Source organism: Myxococcus qinghaiensis (assembly GCF_024198215.1).
Lineage (GTDB): Bacteria > Myxococcota > Myxococcia > Myxococcales > Myxococcaceae > Myxococcus > Myxococcus qinghaiensis.
Map to the genome: position 1 here is coordinate 618,920 of NZ_JAKCFA010000002.1, position 17,284 is coordinate 636,203.

Genomic DNA, 17,284 nt, shown 5'->3' on the forward strand with positions numbered 1-17,284 from the left:
CGGAACGGACCTGGCGCCCTGACAGCGGCTGTGGTGCGGTCCATGGTCGTCATTGAGCTTCCCGCTCCCGCGACTCGGCATGCTGTCGCGCCCGCTTCTCCACCGCGCGGAACGTGTCCGTCACTGCGTCCTTCTGGCCCATGCGAGCCAGGAAGCCTGGGATGGAGCCGGCTGGGTCCACGGTGAAGCGATACACGGCATGGGACTTCTCCTCGCCACGAGGCTCCACGTGCCAGCTTCCTTCATTGAGGCGGAGGCGCACCGTGCCGCGACGCTGGGGAATCGCGTCCGGCTCCGCCTGCCACCGCTGCGCGAACACGCCCGAGCCGTCCTCCGCCAGCTTGGACTCCAGCACCACGTTGCTGACGTAGTCCCGCGCGGACACCACCGGCAGGTCCAATCTCGTGTAGGTGAGCTGCCCCTCGTCCGGCAACTCCTTCAACAGGCGGGACTCCTTCACGTACGGCATCCAGTGCCGATAGGCGTCCACGTCTCGCAGCACGGCTTGGACGTCCGCGGCGCTGGCGGCCAGCTCGCCCTCCGCCCAGACGTCCTTGGCCTGCGTCCCTGGCCGAGGCCGGACCTTCACCACGTATGGCTTCTCAGCCACCGTGCTCCAAACCTCCGCCGCCTGGGAGGTCCCCGTGGCGAGCCCCAGCGCACAGGCGGCAAGTGCCGCCCCACTCCACAGCATCTTCATGCGTTCTTCCTGGGCGACCCGAGCCCGGTGCGTCTTCGCTCCGCTTCCGACACACGAGCGCCCCGGCGAATTCGCGAGGACACACCGAGCCAGGGACCAGGGCAGCCACCAGGCCGCCAGCCATGACGGCACGGGGCCACCATGCAAGCAGCCGCGATGCGCTGATAGATGACCCCGCCTCTACAACGCCTGTCATGGCGCACGAGCTCCGCGTCGCCACGCGGCTGAATCCAAACCCCAGACGCCTTGACGCGCCCGAACCACACCGGCCGAGGTTCCGAAGTCGCTGCTTCGCCGCTCATCCCACCAGGTGCAGTCGGGTCATCGGCGGCACCAGCTCCCGGGCGCGCTGGCTCACGGGCAGGCACACGCGGAAGGTGCTGCCCCGGCCGACCTCGCTCTCCACGGAGATGTCCCCGCCGAAGCCGGTGACGATGCCGTGGCAGATGGACAGCCCCAGGCCCGTGCCCACCCCCACGGGCTTGGTGGTGAAGAACGGGTCGAAGATGCGCGCGCGCACGTCCGGCGCCATGCCCACGCCGGTGTCCTGCACCTCGATGATGACCCGCTCTCCCTGCGGACGCAGGGTGACGCGCACCTCGTTCTGCTCCGGCCGCCCCTCGGGGATGGCGTGCGCGGCGTTGATGAGCAGGTTGAGGAACACCTGTCCGAAGCGGCCTTCGTTGCCCTCCACCGGAGGCACGTCACGGTAGTCGCGGATGATCTGCGCGCGCATCTTCAGCTCACCGCGCGCCATGGTGATGGCGGACTCCAGCACCGCCTGGAGGTTGACGGCGGTGGCGACCTCGTCGTCCCCGCGCGAGAAGGTCCGCAAGTCCCGGACGATTTGACGCACCCGGTGCGCGCCATCCACCGCCTCTCGCAGCACCTCCTCCATCTCCGACGTGCGCCCCGGCGGCAGCTCGCGCGCCACGGACTGCAGCTCCACGGACAGGAAGGACAGGTTGGAGAGCACGAAGGCGAGCGGGTTGTTGATTTCATGCGCCACGCCCGCCGCCAGCGTGCCCACCGCCGCCAGCCGGTCCGATACCACGAGCTGCGCCTGCATCGCCTTGCGGTCCGTCACGTCCAGCGACACCCCGCCCAACAGCCGCCGCCCCGAGTGCTCCTTCACGATGAAGCGATACGTGAGCCAGTGCCGCTCGGCCCCGTCCGGTGCCGGAATCATGCCCTCCGACGCGCGAGCCAACCCCGACTCGAGCACCGCCCGGTCCTCCCGCCGCACGCGGTCCGCCGACTCCGGAGGCATCAGGTTCATGTCGTCCAGCCGGTCCAGGCTCACGCTCTCCGACAGGCCGAAGAAGCGGCGGTACGGCTCGTTCACCCAGATGCGGCGGCCCTGCTCGTCCTTCATGTACGCCACCACGGGGCTGTGGTTCATGAAGGCGGCGAACAGCGCCTGCGACTCCTGCAGCGCGGCGAGCGCCGCGGCGCGCTCCTCCATCAAGGCCTGCCGCGCCTCGGCCTCGGCCGCGTTGCCCATGGCCGCGCCCAGCAGGCCCGCCATCAGCTCCAGCGTGCGCACGTCCCGGTCATCGAAGGCGTTCGGCTGACGCGAGCAGAGGTTGAGCGCGCCCACCGGCCGGGCCTCGCGCCACAGCGGCACGCACACCATGGAGCGCACCCCCACCTGCCGCGTGGCGCGCACGTTGACGCGCACGTCGTCCTCGGTGTCGTCGGTGCGCATCACCTCGCCGCGCAGCAGGCTGGTGCCGGTGAGGCTCCCCTCCACCGGGAGACGAAAGCCCCTGTGTGGCAACAGACATCCGGTGGCCGCCTGGTACTGCACGTACCCGTCCTCCACCAGCGCCACCGCCGCGCCGTCCGCGCCACAGAGGACGCGGGCGCGCTCGCACAGCAGGCTCATCACCCCGGCCAGGTCCAACCCCGCCAGCGTGACGTCCCCCTGCGTCTGGATGATGGAGGCCAGCCGCTCCATCTCCCCGCGCGCGGCGGCCTCCGACGTCTGGTGCTGCCTTCGCTTCGCCGAGCGCCGCTCCAACAGGTGCCTGCGCGCGCGAAGCTCCACCGGGGAGAAGGGCGCGACGAGGAACTCGTCCACGCCCGCCGCCAGCAGGGGCGCCAGGCCCTCGTCCGTCGCGGAGCGGGACAACCCCAACACCAGCGGCTCCTCGGGCCTCGCGCGCGCTCGCAGCGCGTCCAGCCAGCGCGCATCCTCCGCGAGCCCCTCCGCCTCGACGATGAGCACGTCCACCCGGCCATGCACCAGCTCCACGCCGGCCTCGGAGGCTTCGGCCCGGACGAGCACCTCCTGCCCCTGGCGACGAAGCTCCTCCGCCACCGGGTGTTGAAGGTCAGCGCTGATGCACAGGTACTTCATCCGTTCCTTCCCGCCTCGGCGAAGGTCCCTGGCCGTCTTTGGAATGTTACAGTCTAGCAGCAGCCTGAATCCTTTGCGCCGGTCCCGAGTGAGGGGCCGAGGCAACCCAGGACATCTCAAAAGAAGAGAGGCCGTGAGTGCCGGGCAGTCCAGGAGTCATCGTCGCCGAGCAGCCCCACTACCTGCCCTGGGTGGACTTCTACGAGCAGGTGGCGCGTGCGGGCACGCTGCTCGTGCTGGACAACGTGCAATGGCTGCGGCGGGGCTGGCAACGCAGGACGCGTGTGGCCTTGCCGGAGAATGTGCCCACACCCCCGCCCACCGAGCCTGGCTTCCAATGGCTGTCCATTCCGCTGGAGGACCCACACCGCGACACGCTCATCGGCGAGCTGGCGGTGGACACCCGGCAGCCCTGGGCACGCAAGCACCTGAGCAGATTGGTGACGCTGTATGGGCGGCGGCCCCATTTCGCCACCCAGGTGCTGCCGTTGCTGGAGCCCTTCTACGACAGGGTGGCACGTGAGGCCGGCCCGGGCTCGCTCCTGCGGGTGCTTCTGGGGAGCACCGCGCTGTTCCACGCGCCGCTGGGGTTGAAGCCAGACATCCTCCTGGCGTCCACGCTGGAGCGCCAGGGCGACGAGAAGTCCGCGCGCCTGGTGGAGTACTGCCGGCAGCTCCAGGGCCACACGTACTACTCCGGGCTGGGCTCCTCGCTGTACCTCCAGGTGAGCCTGTTCCGGGACGCGGACGTGCGCGTGCTGTGGCAGCGCTTCCGGCACCCGGACTACGCGCAGGGACGCGAGGGGAGATTCGTGCAGGGCCTGTCGATTGTGGACGTGTTGTCCAACGTGCCGGTGGAGGAGGTGCGCCGGTGGTTGGAGCCCTCGCCGTGGGGCCCCTTCGCACCGGCGCGGACCGGAGACTGACGGCTAGGACGCGGAGGCCGCGGTGGTCTCCGAGGACTTGTCGAAGCGCACGAAGTAGCTGCGCACGGCGGCGTCCAGCAAGGCGGGGTCCAGCTTCGGCTCCTGTCCCAGGTAGTGGGACATGTCGATGACCTGGTCCAGGAGGTCTCGCGGCTGGCAGGCGGCGAAGGGACGGTTCGTCGGCCGGTAGTGCGAGTCGATGAGGTAGTCGATGGCGTTGGCGTTGTAGGCCACGCCCCGCTTGCGGCACATGATTTCGAAGATCTGGTGGAACTGCTCCTCGTCGGGCCGCTGCACCTCCAGCTTGTAGCGGACGCGGCGCAGGAAGGCGTCGTCCACGAGGGCGCTGGGGTCCAGGTTGGTGGAGAAAGCGGCGAACACGTCGAAGGGCACCTGCAGCTTCTTGCCGGTGTGCAGGGTGAGCATGTCGATGTCGCTCTCCAGCGGGACGATCCACCGGTTGAGCAAATCCTTCGGCGAGACCTTCTGGCGGCCGAAGTCGTCGATGAGGAGCATCCCGTTGCTGGCCTTCATCTGGAACGGGGCCTCGTAGTACTTCACCTCCGGCGAGTAGACGAGGTCGAGCATGTCCAGCGTCAGCTCACCGCCCACGACGACGAGCGGCCGACGGCAGCGCACCCAGCGCCGGTCATACGAGGCGCTCCCGTCGTCCTCCACGGGCTTGTGGAGGTTGGCGTCGAAGACCTTCACGACGAAGTCGTCGATGAGGATGGCGTGGGGGATGAAGATGTCCCCCTCGAAGCAGTTCACCATGCCCTGGCAGATGGCTGTCTTGCCATTGCCGGGCGGGCCGTAGAAGAAGATGGCGCGGCCGGAGTTCATCGCCGGGCCGATGCCGTCGTAGATGTAGTCGCGGATGACCAGGTCGCCGAACTTGTCCTGCATCCGCGCGCGGGTGATGCGATTGCCGCGCACCGTCTGCTTCTTCACCGCCGCGACGTACTCCTGGAAGGAGACGGGCGCGGGGCCGTTGTAGCGGTTGCGGTCGGTGATCTGCCGCAGCACGTCCGTCACGAAGGTCGTGAGCTGGTAGATCATCGTGGACTTGCCGACGCCGGACGAACCACCGCCTCGGATGTCCACGTACTTCTGGCGGCGCAGGCCCTCGATGATGTCGTCGATGACGGACGAGGGGAGTTGAATGCGGCTGGCCAGGTCCATGCCGCGCATCTCACCGGCGAAGAAGAGCGCCTTGAGGATGAGCTCCTCCACGAAGGTCGCCGTGAGGCCAGTCTCCTCCAGGGTGCGAGGCTGGGTGGGCCAGAAGCGGTCCTGCGAACCCGCGTTCGGCTCCAGCGCGCGCCGGGAGCTGGTGCCGGGTGTGCGCCGCTCGGGGCCCGAGTAGGACGCCGGGGGCGGAATGGTCCGCCGCTCCTGTCCACTGGGGGGCGCGGCGGGGCTGGCGGCCTGGGGGCGACGCTCGGCGCCGGGGGCGGCCGAGGACGGCGGACGGCGCTCCTGGTTGGAGACGATGACGGAAGGCAGGGGGCCTGACTGCTGGGGCGAGCGCATCCCGGAGGGGGGAACGGGGCGGCGTTCGGTGGGGAACTCCGGCTCATCCGACGGAGGGGCGGGGCGCTGGGGCATGGGCCGGCGCTCGGGAGGAAGCGCGGGGGCGGAGCCCGTCATGCCGGTGCGGGGCCGAGGGGGCGTGCTGAGGACGGGGCTGGGAGAGTCGGAGACGGCAGGCGTCTCGGTGGGAGTGGCGTTGCGGCTCGAATCGTCACTCGGCTCGCCGGCCGGGGACGGCCTCCTGAACAGGGTCATTCGGTGCTCGCTCCAAGGTGTTCGCGGCAGAGCCTACTCGAAATGCCGGGTATCAACGAGGCAGCCGGGCGTCGGAGGTCCGCGCCATGATGCGCCCGCCTCCTCGCCGGAGGTGGCCCGGCGCCGCGCCGTCGGCCCCACGGGCCTGACTCTCTCCCTGGAGCCACCCCCTTGAACCGACTCATGTCCTTCCTCGCTTTTCCCCTGCTGCTGCTCGGTAGCGTCGCGGGGGCGCAGACTCCGCCCGTCATCACCTTCGGCGCCAACTGGTCGCTGGCCCAGTCGCAGACGCTGCTCGCGGGTGCACAGGTGCAGGTGGCCTATGAAGCCAGCCGGCTGCCGCAGTGCCGCGTCACCCTGCCCGACGGCGGCCCGGGCTGGAGCCTCACCGGCCACTACCGTCTCAACGGCGGGGCCGAGGCCAGCTTCGACGTCGCGGGCCAGCCCACCGCGGGCGCGGCTCCGGTGCTCGCGCTGCCCGCCGAGGGCACGCTGGAGTTGTGGTTCCGCGTCGCCAGCGCGGGCTGCGAGCAGTACGACTCCAACTACGGAACGAACTTCCGCTTCAACGTGCGCCCGGCCGGTACGGCCCACGTCCCGACGCTGGTCTTCCAGGAGGGCTGGGTGGAGTACGCGGTGGGCGGCGTGAAGGCGGGACAGCCGTTCGTCGTGGACTACGACATCGACCGGCTGCCCGAGTGCCGCCTGCTCTACAACGGCGCGCCCACGTGGGACGTCGGGGTCCGCTACCGCTTCGACAACGGCGTCACGGGTGAGTTGAGTGTCACGCAAGTCACGGGCTACTCGCGTTACGGCGTGCCCGTCACGCTGACGGCGCCCGTGGGGGCCCGCTCCGTGGCGCTGTGGTTCGAGAACTGGGACCGGGGTTATTGCCGCCGCTGGGACTCCAGCTACGGCCAGAACTACCGTTTCACCGTATCGCCGTAGTCAGGGAGCGGAAGGCCCGCCACGCGAATGACAATCACTTGCACGCTCGGACATGGCGGGACTCGAGCATGTCTTGAATTGCTCCAGCGCGGTTGAGCACTCGCGCTGGGAGAAGTCCGGCGCCCGCCTGACACGGCGGGCGCCGAAGCGCGCGACTCAGGTCAGCTGCAAGGCCTTGTCGATCTCCGCCAGGCGGAAGCGCGCCATGGCCAGATTCGAGGTGGAGCGGCTCAAGGCCACGTAGAAGAACAGGCCCTCGCGCGACGCCAGCGGGCGGATGATGTGGTACTGCTCGCCCAGGGTGATGAGGATGTCCTCGATGCGGTCCTTGATGCCCAGCACGGTCATCGCCTTGAGCTTGGCCCGGACGACCTCGGTGTTGGCCGCGGCGGCCGTCTCGATGTTGAAGGTCGCGGTGCCTCCCTGGCTGCCCAGACACATTCCGCTCTTCGCATCCACCAGACAGGCCGCGAAGGCACCTTCAATCTTCAGTGTCTCATCCAGGGATTGCTTCACGTTCGGCATGACTTCTCTTTCGGCTGGGGGGTGGGTGGAGTGTTGCTGGGCGGGTGCGAGCAGCTCTTCCAGGCTGAACGTCAGCTGGCTGGAGTAGGTGCGCGGCTGGGGAACGAAGAGGGCCTGGGCGTCCGGGAGCGACAGCAGGACTTCCAGGTGGCTCGCCATGTGGCCACGGAGCAGGTCTCGGAGCGTGTCGCGCGGAACCAGGCCCCACGCCACCAGCACCTCGCAGAAGTTGCCTCCGTTCTTGCGGCACTCCGTCATGACCTGCTCGACGTCTTCCCGGCTGACCAGCTGCTGCTGGATCAACACCGACGAGAAGTTCTGGACCCCGGGGCCATTCAGGACCGCCCAGGCCACCTTCCGCTCCACGACGAAGATGCGGCCAGAGACGGTGGTCGACTTCACCACCACCTCACCCCCGGTCTCACTCTCCAGCGCCTCGTGAAGCACGGAGCGAAGGACCGGCCGCGCAACCTGGGTCACCGTTCGGGATGCTCGTTCCATGGAGTGGGTCGCCGACGCACCAGGTGTGCTGATTTTCATATCCAAATCCCCGGCAACTATATCCAGCACCCCAAAAATATCGCAACCCAGCTGAAATATTCACGAATTTCGAGGGATCTGGGTTCAAGCCGCCCCAGGTCACCCGGACCCGACCCATCGCAGAGATCCGCGCGGATGTGAAGCAGAAATCCCACGATGTCTCATACTTCCAGTGAGAGTGTGAGCGCTGTCGAAGGCTCGTTGAAGGCTCGTCGAAGCCTGCCTGGCCGGTGGATCATCGGCGTGGCTCACGGGAGCGGTCGGCCGACCTGTTCCTGGAGCCCGCTCGCTGGGAGGGAACAGGAAGAAGTTACTGGTCGGTGCGCTGTCGCTGGGAATCCCGGGGCTGTTGTTCTTCGGCAACGTGACTTTACGCGCCACGGGCGGAAGCCTTGGAGCGCGAGGCTTGCACCTTTCACTACTACGACGACGAGACCTACACGAACCCCGTGCTGACGCTGCGGTGCGCGTGCGGCGAGTCGTCGTGTTCCGAGACCGAGGACGTCACGCCGTTCGTCATCGTGGAGTGCACGCCCTGCTGAGCCCGTGCGGTCCGTGGCGATGGCGGCCCAATCCCTGTCATCGCCACGGACACGGCGTGAAAGACAATCACTGCCTTGCACCCGCTTCCGTGTTCCATCCCAGGGAAGACATACCTGGGATGCCCATTTCCTCTCGCGTTGCTCGAGGAAGCCTGGATTCACTCGTCCCCGGGAGCCTGATTTCCCTCCGAAGCGTCGAGCAACGAGTTGGGCGTGGAGTCGAAGGGGAGGACCACGGTGGTGCCGCTCAAATCACAGATGGACCCAGGGCCCGCGTCATCCGCGGGATCCGGGCCCGGGCCGGTCGACGCGCCCCAGTAGTTGCGTGCCGCGTTGACGGTGTTGCCCGTGGCGTTCACGAGGCCGCAGTTGGGCGCCGCGGGAAAGGCGCCGCCCACGCTCTCCCCCAGGTTTCCGAAGAAGCTGTTGCGGCACACCTTGAGCCGCGAGCCCAACTGCACCCACATTCCGGCACCTCTGTTCCCGATGGCCTCGTTGTCCTCGAACTCGAAGTGGGAGGCATCCTGGCTGACGATGAGGAACCCCATGGCCCTGTTGCCGATGGACTTGTTCCCCTCGTACGTGTCGCCCCCTCCACCCGAGATGAAGCCGTGGCCGTAAACCTCCTCATTGCCGTTGTTCGTGGCGAGGTTGTCCTTGACGGTGTTCCCCTCCGTGCCGCCGCCGATGGAGAACCCCATCCCATTGCCCGTGGCGACGTTGTCCCGGACCGTGTGGCGGTCCCCCAAGAGGGTGAACCCCGCGTCCCGGTTGCCCTGGGCAATGTTTCCAATCACCCGAACGTTGCGCCCACCCAGGACCGCCAGCCCAATCCCATCATCATCCGTGACCTTCCCCGCACCCGTGAGGGTAAACCCCTTCCCAGCGCCTCCGAAGACGACGTTGCTCACGGTGATGTTGACGACATCCAGCACGGCCCCAGCGGCATCAATCACCGTGACCTGCGCGCCCCCCGTCGACTCGACCCGGAGCCGCTTGTTGATCAGGATCATGCAGCGGCACCCCGTCTGCACCTCGGCCGCTTCGTCACCGGGGTCGCTGAAGTCCCCGTCCGCGTTCAAGTCGCCGTAGCGGCCGGGCTGGACGAGGATGCGATCTCCGTCCCGGGCGTTGGCGATGGCCCGACTGATGGAGCGACACGGGTTCGCCTTCGCGCCACACGTCGCGCTGTCCAGCGCGTTGTTGGCCACGTAGAGCGTCCTCGTCGACTCCCGCGGAGCCTCCGCCCTGGAGAGAGAGGGAAGCCACAGTGTCCCCAACACGGTGACCATTCCGAGCATCTGCCTGAACATGCCTACCTCCTGCCCACTTCCTGCCATGGGCACACAAGCGCCAGTGAATGGCGTGAGGGAGGATGGAGTCGCATGGGACCTCTGTGCAGTGAGGCCCGGGGTTCGGAGTCCTCTCCCCGACACAGCCCTGTTCAGGGCCGCGACAGGGATTGGACGAACTTCGTCTTCACGTTCGTCACCTTCCCCGAGCGCTCCAGCACGCCCTGCCCCACGATGAACAGGGCGCCGTGGATCTCCTTGCGGCACCGCTCATACACATCCGGAGGCACCACCAGGTTCGCAATCCCAGTCTCGTCCTCCAGCGAGATGAAGCACATCCCTCGCGCCGTCGGAGGCCGCTGCCGGCAGATCATCATCCCGCCCACCGACACCGTCTTTCCAGAAGACACCTGCTTCAGCCCCTCCGCCGTCACCGCCCCCAGCTTCTTCAGCGTGGGCCGCAGCAGCTCCAGCGGGTGCTTCTCCAGCGACAGCCCCACCGTGTCGTAGTCCGCGCAGACGCGGGCGAACACATCCATCGACGGCAGCTCCACCTCCGTGCCGTCCATCGACATGCCGAAGAACAAGTCGTCCGAGTCCAACGGCCCCAGCGCCTGGATGTCCCACAGCGCCTTGCGACGTGAGCCACAGAGCGAGCCCAGCGCCCCCGCCAGCGCCAGCCGCGTCAGCTCATGCCGGGGAATCCGCGCCCGCCGCGCCAGGCTCCCCACGTCCGGGTAGCCCTCCCCTCGCCCCGCCTCCACCCGCCGTCCCGCGGACTCGCCCAGCCCATTCACCATCCGCAGCCCCAATCGCAGCGCCTTCCCCCCATCCTCCAGCGTGCAGTCCCACCGCGAGCACTTCACGTCCACCGGCCGCACCTCCACGCCGTGCCGCTGCGCGTCCGCCACCAGCGTGTGCGGCGCGTAGAAGCCCATGGGCTGCGAGTTCAGCAGCGCAGTCGTGAAGGCCCCCGGGTAGTGGCACTTCAGCCAGCTCGACGCATACGCAATCAACGCGAAGCTCGCCGAGTGACTCTCCGGGAAGCCGTAGTGCGCGAAGCCCCGGAAGTTGTCGAACCACTCCTCCGCCTGCGCCCGCGCATACCCTCGCGACAGACACCCCTCCACGAAGCGTCCCCGGTACTGCAACAGCATCGACTCCGCGCGCTTGTGGCTCAGCACCCGCCGCAGCCCATCCGCCTCCTCTGCGGTGAAGCCCGCCGCCACCATCGCCAGCTTCATCGCCTGCTCCTGGAAGAGCGGCACCCCCAGCGTCTTGCCCAATATCTCCCGCACCGCCTCGCTCGGGTACACCACCGTCTCCTCGCCGTTCCTCCTGCGCAGGAAGGGGTGCACCATGTTCCCGACAATCGGCCCCGGGCGGATGAGGGCAATCTCCACCACCAGGTCGTAGAACGTCCTCGGCTTCAGCCGGGGCAACATGTTCATCTGCGCCCGGCTCTCGATTTGAAACACGCCGATGGTGTCCGCCTCGCACAACATGTCGTAGACCTTCGGGTCCTCCGCCGGAATCGTCGCCAGCGACAGCTCCCGCCCGTGGTGCTCGCGAATCAGCGCGAAGCACTTGGACAGCGCCGTCAACATCCCCAGCGCCAGCAGGTCCACCTTCAAGAGGCCAATCGAGTTGATGTCATCCTTCTCCCACTGGATGACCGTCCGCCCCGCCATGGCCGCGTTCTCCACCGGCACCAGTTCCGTCAGCGGCTCCCGCGTCATCACGAACCCGCCCACGTGGATGGACAGATGTCTGGGAACGCCCTCCAGCTCCGCCGCCACGGACAACGTGCGCTGCACCCGCCGGTCGAACGCGGACAGCCCCGCCTCCAGCAGCACTTCCGGCGTCACCTGGAACCCGTGCGCCGCGGAGACCTTCGACAGCCGGTCCACCTGGTCCAACGACAACCCCAGCGCCTTGCCCGCCTCCCGCAGCGCCAGCCGCCCGCGATAGCAGATGACCTCGCACACCATCCCCGCCCGGTGGCGCCCGTGCTTCTCGTACACGTACTGGAGCACCTCCTCGCGCCGCTCGTGCTCGAAGTCCACGTCGATGTCCGGCGGCTCCTTGCGCGCCATGCTCAGGAAGCGCTCGAACAACAACCCCATCCGCACCGGGTCGATGGCGGTGATCTGCAGCGCGTAGCAGACCGCCGAGTTCGCCGCGCTCCCTCGCCCCTGACACAGAATCCCCCGCCGCCGCGCGAAGCCGACGATGTCCCACAGCGACAGGAAGTATCCCGCGAAGTCGAGCGCGGCGATGAGTCGCAGCTCGTGCTCGATCTGCTTCACCACCTCCGGCGGCACCCCCGCCGGGTAGCGCACCGCGAGCCCCTCGTACGTCAGCGCCCTCAGGTGCTCGTCCGCCGTCCGCCCGGGGGGCAGGTCCTCCTCCGGGAAGCGGTAGCGCAGGTCATCCAGCGACGCCCGACAGCGCGACGCCAGCTCCACCGTCCGCTCCAGCGCCTCCGGACGGTCCGCGAACAGCCGCGCCATCTCCCCGGGCCCCTTCAGCGTCCGCTCCCCGTTGGGCCACAGCCGCGTCCCCGCCTGGTCCACCGTCGTCCCGTGCCGCACCGCGCTCAGCACGTCCTGGAGCGGCTGACGGCGTCGGTGGTGCGTGTGCACGTCGTTGTGCACCACCAGCGGCACCCCCAGCTCCCGCGCCAGCACCTCCGCGCGCGCCTCCCGCGCCGAGTCCCCCGCCGACAGCGTCCGGCACAGCCCGACATGGAAGCGCCCCGGGAACGCCTCCGCCAACGACGCCACCCGCTCCACGGGCGCCGGCTCCGGCAACAGCGCGAGCAACCCGCCCGAGCGCTCCGCCAGCGCCCGCCACGGCAGCCCCGCCTCCCCCTTGGGGTGCGTCATCCGGCTGCGTGACACCAGCGAGCACAGGTTCGAATAGCCCCCCGAGTCCGCCGCGTACACCACCACCGGAGGCCCGTCCTCCAGCGTCAGCTCCGCCCCGAGGATGAGCCGCAGGCCGTGCTCCTTCGCCGCGAGGTGGGCCTTCACCGCCCCGTACAACCCATCCGCGTCCGTCAGCGCCAGCGCGCTCAGCCCCAGCCGCGAGGCCGTGAGCACCAGCTCCTCCGGATGCGAGGCGCCACGCAGGAACGAGAAGTGGGAGCGACAGACGAGTTCGGCGTAGTCCACACCCGATCAAGACACTGAGCAGGCGTTCAGGCGCTAGGTCGGATCTTCGTTCAGCGACCGAATGACTTGGTGGGTTGAGGCAAAGCGCACCGCCCTCCACGCACCGCCGACGTTTCCGGACAGCCCTCCGTCCGAGCCGCGCGTCCAAACCCAGACATGCCATCCCGAGACATGGCTTCCGTGTCCGCGCAGCAACGCTCAACTCCTGAGAATCCCTGTCACCAGAGGTCCGGGTGCCTACCGTCGTTGACCGCGCGGCGCGCCTGCTCTCCGTCAGGCGCACGTCGCAACGGGCGGCATCGGCCCATGTCGCCACACCACCTCTGTCGACGAGGAGGACGTATGTCCTTGCACGGCCTCATCCGCATCGCCCTTCCCTTCACCCTGCTCCTGGCGTCCGCCCTGCTCTTCCCCGCGCTCGGGCTGGGCGGCGAGACGCAGGCCGCCTCGCGCAAGAGCACCCCCTGCGGCACGAATCGCGAGCTGTATCTGGGCACCTACAAGGGCCGTGTGTTCAAGGAATGGCAGACACCCCTCACCGACGAGCAGCTCAAGGACCCATTGACTCGCATGGCCAATGACGCCCTGCTCAAGAACAACTACACGCTCACCGTCCGATTCCTGCGCGACGCGCGGGGCGCCTACCAGGCGGAGACGCTGGTCCAGTTCGACAGCCTCACCCCCGACACCGTGGGCCCCAGCCACAAGGACATCAGCAGCTACCTGCTCAACCTGGACCGGGAGCCCGCCAAGGTGGAGTTCGTCGTGACGCGGCGGCCCGCGAAGACCTACGCCACCCGACCCCAGGAGCAACCCCGCACCGGAGGCATCGAGAAGACCGCCTCCCGGCCCAAGCCCACCAGCCACACCCTCGTCTTCAAGGAGACCCTGGCCCTGGACGCCCTGGACTGCGACAGCGGCGGCGTCCCCCAGCGCCTGCTCTTCACCCGGACCATCGGCGGCCAGCAGCCCATCGTCGAGACGCGGGAGCTGTTCCGCACGAAGTAGGCGCGTCTGCCTCCTGGGGAGGCCCCTGAAGAAGCAGTCCGGTCCTTTCGGCCTGGCCCGTCCGCGTTTGACAGGACGGTGAACCGGCTGACAAAGAGATCTCCATGGACCTGACCCCCGCCGCCTGGCAGCTCTGGATCGTCGCCGCCCTTCTCTGCGGCGGGCTGGAAATCAAGCTGTCCGGTTTCGGACTCGTGTGGTTCGGGGCGGGGGCGCTCGTCGCCTCGCTCGCCTCGGCGCTCGGGCTGGGGCTCCTCCTCCAGCTCGCCCTCTTCGCCACCGTCTCCGTCGGCCTGTTCGCCGCCTCGCGCACCCTGTTCAAGAATGTTTTCATGCGGAACGCTTCGCATTTGAAGACGGGGGTCGAGGCCATGGTGGGGCAGGAGGCGGTGGTGATGGAGGCCATCGGGACGCCGCACGGCGGGACGGTGCGCATCAACGGCGAGCTGTGGACGGCCCGCTCGCTGTCCGGCGCCATCCCCGAGGGAGAGCTCGTCACCGTGGAGCAGGTCGAAGGACTCAAGCTGTGGGTGCGCCGCCCTTCGGCGACGTTGTCGGTTCCCGCAGCGGAACAGAAACAGGAGAAAGTCTGATGGATCCACTGACCTTTGTGATTCTCGCCGCCCTCTTGGGGCTCGCGGGCTTCGTGCTCTACACCTGCGTCCGCATCGTCCCCCAGGCCAAGGTCATGGTGGTGGAGCGGCTGGGCAAGTTCCACGGCGTCGCCACCAGCGGCCTCAACCTCCTCATCCCGTTCCTCGACAGCCCCCGCCCCATCGAGATGCGCACGGGCAACCGCTACATGCGCAGCACCATGGTGGACCTGCGCGAGCAGGTCATGGGCTTCGAGACGGTGCAGGTCATCACCCACGACAACGTCAACATGGAGGTCGGCTCGGTCATCTACTACCAGATCGTCGACGCCGCGAAGGCGCTGTACCAGGTGGAGAACCTGGCGCTGGCGATTGAGCAGCTCACCATGACGAACCTGCGCAACGTCATGGGCAGCCTGACGTTGGACCAGACGCTCACCAGCCGCGAGACGGTGAACACGCGGCTGCGCATGGTGCTGGACGAGGCCACGGAGAAGTGGGGCGTGAAGGTGACGCGCGTGGAGCTGCGCGAAATCGAGCCGCCCCAGGCCATCAAGTCCGCCATGGCCAAGCAGATGACCGCCGAGCGTGAGCGCCGCGCCGAGGTGACGAAGGCCGAGGGCGACAAGGCCGCCGCCATCCTCCAGGCCGAAGGCCAGAAGATCTCCCGCATCCTCCAAGCCGAGGGCGAGCGTGACGCCGAGGTCGCTCGCGCCGAGGGCCACAAGCGCGCCACCATGCTTGAGGCCGAAGGCAAGGCCGAGGCCACGCGCCTGACGTTCGAGGCCATCCACAGCGGCCACGCCACCCCGGAGGTGCTCGCGCTGCGCTACATGGAGACCCTCCAGGAGATTGGCAAGGGTGACAACAAGATGTTCATCCCCTACGAGGCCACCGCCACCCTGGGCGCCATCTCCGTCATCAAGGACGTCTTCTTCGCCAAGGGCGACGAGGCCAAGCGCCCCGCGCCCCAGCCCCAGGCGCGTCCCGTGCCCACCGCGGCGTCCCTGAGCGCCCAGAGCATCGCCCGGAGCAACGTGCTCGCCGAGCCCGCCACCCTCTCGGGCACCAGCGCGCCTCAGGCGCGGCGGCCGCGGCCTCCCTCCGGGCAGGACGAGTAGCGCGCTGTCGGGAACCCGTCTTGCTCGCCGTCCAGGCAGGCCCGTGAGCAAGACGGGGTTGCAATCCGCCCCGCCGCACGCCATAGATTTCGACGCACGCATCCACCGGAGGGCCTGACACCCCCTCCCTACGCGAGGTTGACGCACCCTTGAAGCTGAGCCGCTGAGTCCCAGGTCTTTTGGCCTCACCGCGCAGGGCCGCCCCTATGGGCTGGCTCGCGTCCTGGATTCAGGAGTTCGCTTCTCATGTCTTCCCTTCGCGCGCATCGCGTGTCGTTCGCCTATTCCGACGCTGTCTCCGTCCTCTCCGAAGTCGACTTCCACCTGACGTCCGGCTGGACGGGGCTCGTGGGCGCCAATGGCGCCGGCAAGTCCACCCTGCTGCGGCTGCTCTCGGGGGAGCTGACGCCCACCGAGGGGCACATCCAGTCCGAGCCCCCCTCGCCCACGCTGCGGCTGTGCCGCCAGGAGGTGGAGGCGCTGACGCCGGACATCACCGCCTTCGCCGAGTCGTGGGACTCGCTCGCGCGCAGGCTGCACGGGCAACTGGGGCTGGACGTCTCCGCGCTGGAGCGCTGGTCCACGTTGTCACCGGGCGAGCGCAAGCGGTGGCAGGTGGGCGCCGCCCTGGCCGCGGAGCCGCACGTGCTGTTGCTCGACGAGCCCACCAACCACCTGGATGCGGAGGCGCGGACGTGGCTCGTCTCGGCGCTGAAGCGCTTCAAGGGCGTGGGCGTCGTCGTGTCGCATGACCGGCCGCTCCTGGAGACGCTCACCACGTCCACGCTGCGTGTCCACGGCGGCGATGCGCGGCTGTGGCCCGGGGCCTACTCCGCGGCGAAGCAGCACTGGGAGGCCGAGCGCGAGGCGGAGGTCGGCGTCTATCAGCAGGCTCGCGCCGAACAGCGACGCGCGGCGCGGCTGCTGGACCAGGCCCGACGGGAGCAACAGTCCGCGGATGCATCCCGCAGCACGCGCAAGCGGATGAAGGACAAGAACGACAATGACGCGCGCTCCATGGGCGCGTCCGTCGTGGCGGGCTGGGCGGAGAACCATGCGGGCCGCCGCGTGGGCATCCAGCGCCGGGAGCTGGAGCGCGCCACCGAGGCCGTGGGGGAGTTCACCGCGGACAAGACGGTGGGCCGCTCCGTCTTCGTCGACTACGTGCGCTCTCCCAATCCGTGGCTGTTCACCGTCGACCTGCCGGAGCTGCGCGCCGGGGACGTGACACTGCTGGGCCCGGTGAAGCTGTCGGTGGGCCGCGAGGCGCGCGTGCGAATCGAGGGGCCCAACGGCGCGGGCAAGAGCACCCTGGTGCGCGCGCTGCTGGAGAACGCCCGCGTGCCCAGGGAGCGCGTGCTGTATCTGCCCCAGGACGTGGGCGCGGAGGAGGCTCGGTCCACGCTCGATGAGGTGCGCGCCCTGCCGCCCGAGGAGAAGGGGCGCGTGCTGTCGCTGGTGGCCGCGCTCGGCGTGGACCCGGAGCGGCTGCTCGGCTCGGAGCAACCCTCTCCGGGCGAGGTGCGCAAGCTGCTCATCGCGCGGGGGCTCGGGCAGCACGCCTGGGCGCTGGTGCTCGACGAGCCCACCAATCATCTCGACCTGCCCTCCATCGAGCGACTGGAGGTGGCCCTGCGCGAGTACCCCGGCGCGCTGCTGCTGGTGACTCACGACACCGCGTTCGCTCGCGCGTGCACCTCCGAGTCCTGGCGCGTGGAGCATGGCCAGGTGGAGGTGACGGCCGGGTGAAGGCGTCGAGGGGC

At 68.7% G+C, this 17,284-nt stretch carries 13 protein-coding genes; 7 read left to right on the top strand and 6 right to left on the bottom strand.

Annotation, left to right across the window (positions count from 1 at the left end):
- Positions 1 to 49 precede the first annotated feature (49 nt).
- The gene (locus LZ199_RS05005; protein WP_253992482.1) at positions 50 to 700 is read right to left on the bottom strand and encodes an START domain-containing protein; all 651 of its coding nucleotides are present in this window, start codon (positions 698 to 700) and stop codon (positions 50 to 52) included.
- Between the two features lie 298 nt (positions 701 to 998).
- Complete coding sequence (locus tag LZ199_RS05010) at positions 999 to 3,062, bottom strand: ATP-binding protein (protein ID WP_253992483.1); 2,064 nt, start codon at positions 3,060 to 3,062, stop codon at positions 999 to 1,001.
- Between the two features lie 137 nt (positions 3,063 to 3,199).
- On the opposite strand from LZ199_RS05010, the gene LZ199_RS05015 reads away from it, so the two are divergent.
- Positions 3,200 to 3,988: a WbqC family protein gene (locus LZ199_RS05015; RefSeq protein WP_253992484.1), complete on the top strand. Its 789-nt coding sequence runs from the start codon at positions 3,200 to 3,202 to the stop codon at positions 3,986 to 3,988.
- 3 nt (positions 3,989 to 3,991) lie between these two features.
- Here LZ199_RS05015 and LZ199_RS05020 read toward each other — a convergent pair whose 3' ends face one another.
- Positions 3,992 to 5,776 carry an ATPase gene (locus LZ199_RS05020; protein WP_253992485.1) on the bottom strand — a complete coding sequence of 595 codons (1,785 nt, stop codon included), beginning with the start codon at positions 5,774 to 5,776 and terminating at the stop codon, positions 3,992 to 3,994.
- A gap of 171 nt (positions 5,777 to 5,947) precedes the next feature.
- On the opposite strand from LZ199_RS05020, the gene LZ199_RS05025 reads away from it, so the two are divergent.
- The gene (locus tag LZ199_RS05025) at positions 5,948 to 6,724 is read left to right on the top strand and encodes a DUF6209 family protein (protein ID WP_253992486.1); all 777 of its coding nucleotides are present in this window, start codon (positions 5,948 to 5,950) and stop codon (positions 6,722 to 6,724) included.
- A 156-nt stretch (positions 6,725 to 6,880) separates the two neighbouring features.
- Here LZ199_RS05025 and LZ199_RS05030 read toward each other — a convergent pair whose 3' ends face one another.
- A complete protein-coding gene (locus tag LZ199_RS05030) occupies positions 6,881 to 7,729 on the bottom strand; it encodes a hypothetical protein (protein WP_253992487.1) in 849 nt (282 codons plus the stop codon).
- A 452-nt stretch (positions 7,730 to 8,181) separates the two neighbouring features.
- On the opposite strand from LZ199_RS05030, the gene LZ199_RS05035 reads away from it, so the two are divergent.
- A complete protein-coding gene (locus LZ199_RS05035) occupies positions 8,182 to 8,331 on the top strand; it encodes a hypothetical protein (RefSeq protein ID WP_253992488.1) in 150 nt (49 codons plus the stop codon).
- A gap of 158 nt (positions 8,332 to 8,489) precedes the next feature.
- Here the strand turns inward: LZ199_RS05035 and LZ199_RS05040 are convergent, their stop codons facing one another.
- On the bottom strand, positions 8,490 to 9,644 hold the full coding sequence (locus LZ199_RS05040; protein WP_253992489.1) for a right-handed parallel beta-helix repeat-containing protein: 1,155 nt from the start codon (positions 9,642 to 9,644) through the stop codon (positions 8,490 to 8,492).
- 131 nt (positions 9,645 to 9,775) lie between these two features.
- The gene (locus tag LZ199_RS05045) at positions 9,776 to 12,799 is read right to left on the bottom strand and encodes an error-prone DNA polymerase (protein WP_253992490.1); all 3,024 of its coding nucleotides are present in this window, start codon (positions 12,797 to 12,799) and stop codon (positions 9,776 to 9,778) included.
- A 342-nt stretch (positions 12,800 to 13,141) separates the two neighbouring features.
- Here LZ199_RS05045 and LZ199_RS05050 point away from each other — a divergent pair, with 342 nt between their 5' ends.
- From LZ199_RS05050 to LZ199_RS05065, 4 genes are all read left to right on the top strand, one after another.
- Entirely contained in the window at positions 13,142 to 13,807 is a 666-nt protein-coding gene (locus LZ199_RS05050) for a hypothetical protein (protein ID WP_253992491.1), read from the top strand.
- Positions 13,808 to 13,911: 104 nt separating this feature from the next.
- Positions 13,912 to 14,400: an NfeD family protein gene (locus tag LZ199_RS05055; protein ID WP_253992492.1), complete on the top strand. Its 489-nt coding sequence runs from the start codon at positions 13,912 to 13,914 to the stop codon at positions 14,398 to 14,400.
- Positions 14,400 to 15,521, top strand: coding sequence for an SPFH domain-containing protein (locus LZ199_RS05060; RefSeq protein ID WP_253992493.1), 1,122 nt, complete (start codon positions 14,400 to 14,402; stop codon positions 15,519 to 15,521). Before LZ199_RS05055 ends, LZ199_RS05060 begins: the two co-directional genes overlap by 1 nt.
- A gap of 246 nt (positions 15,522 to 15,767) precedes the next feature.
- The gene (locus LZ199_RS05065; protein ID WP_253992494.1) at positions 15,768 to 17,270 is read left to right on the top strand and encodes an ATP-binding cassette domain-containing protein; all 1,503 of its coding nucleotides are present in this window, start codon (positions 15,768 to 15,770) and stop codon (positions 17,268 to 17,270) included.
- The last annotated feature ends 14 nt before the right edge of the window (positions 17,271 to 17,284 follow it).

Coding starts and splice junctions, on each gene's coding strand:
- LZ199_RS05005 (WP_253992482.1), bottom strand. CDS start 700: ATGAAGATGCTGTGGAGTGGGGCGGCACTTGCCGCCTGTGCGCTGGGG.
- LZ199_RS05010 (WP_253992483.1), bottom strand. CDS start 3,062: ATGAAGTACCTGTGCATCAGCGCTGACCTTCAACACCCGGTGGCGGAG.
- LZ199_RS05020 (WP_253992485.1), bottom strand. CDS start 5,776: ATGACCCTGTTCAGGAGGCCGTCCCCGGCCGGCGAGCCGAGTGACGAT.
- LZ199_RS05040 (WP_253992489.1), bottom strand. CDS start 9,644: ATGTTCAGGCAGATGCTCGGAATGGTCACCGTGTTGGGGACACTGTGG.
- LZ199_RS05050 (WP_253992491.1), top strand. CDS start 13,142: ATGTCCTTGCACGGCCTCATCCGCATCGCCCTTCCCTTCACCCTGCTC.
- LZ199_RS05055 (WP_253992492.1), top strand. CDS start 13,912: ATGGACCTGACCCCCGCCGCCTGGCAGCTCTGGATCGTCGCCGCCCTT.
- LZ199_RS05060 (WP_253992493.1), top strand. CDS start 14,400: ATGGATCCACTGACCTTTGTGATTCTCGCCGCCCTCTTGGGGCTCGCG.
- LZ199_RS05065 (WP_253992494.1), top strand. CDS start 15,768: ATGTCTTCCCTTCGCGCGCATCGCGTGTCGTTCGCCTATTCCGACGCT.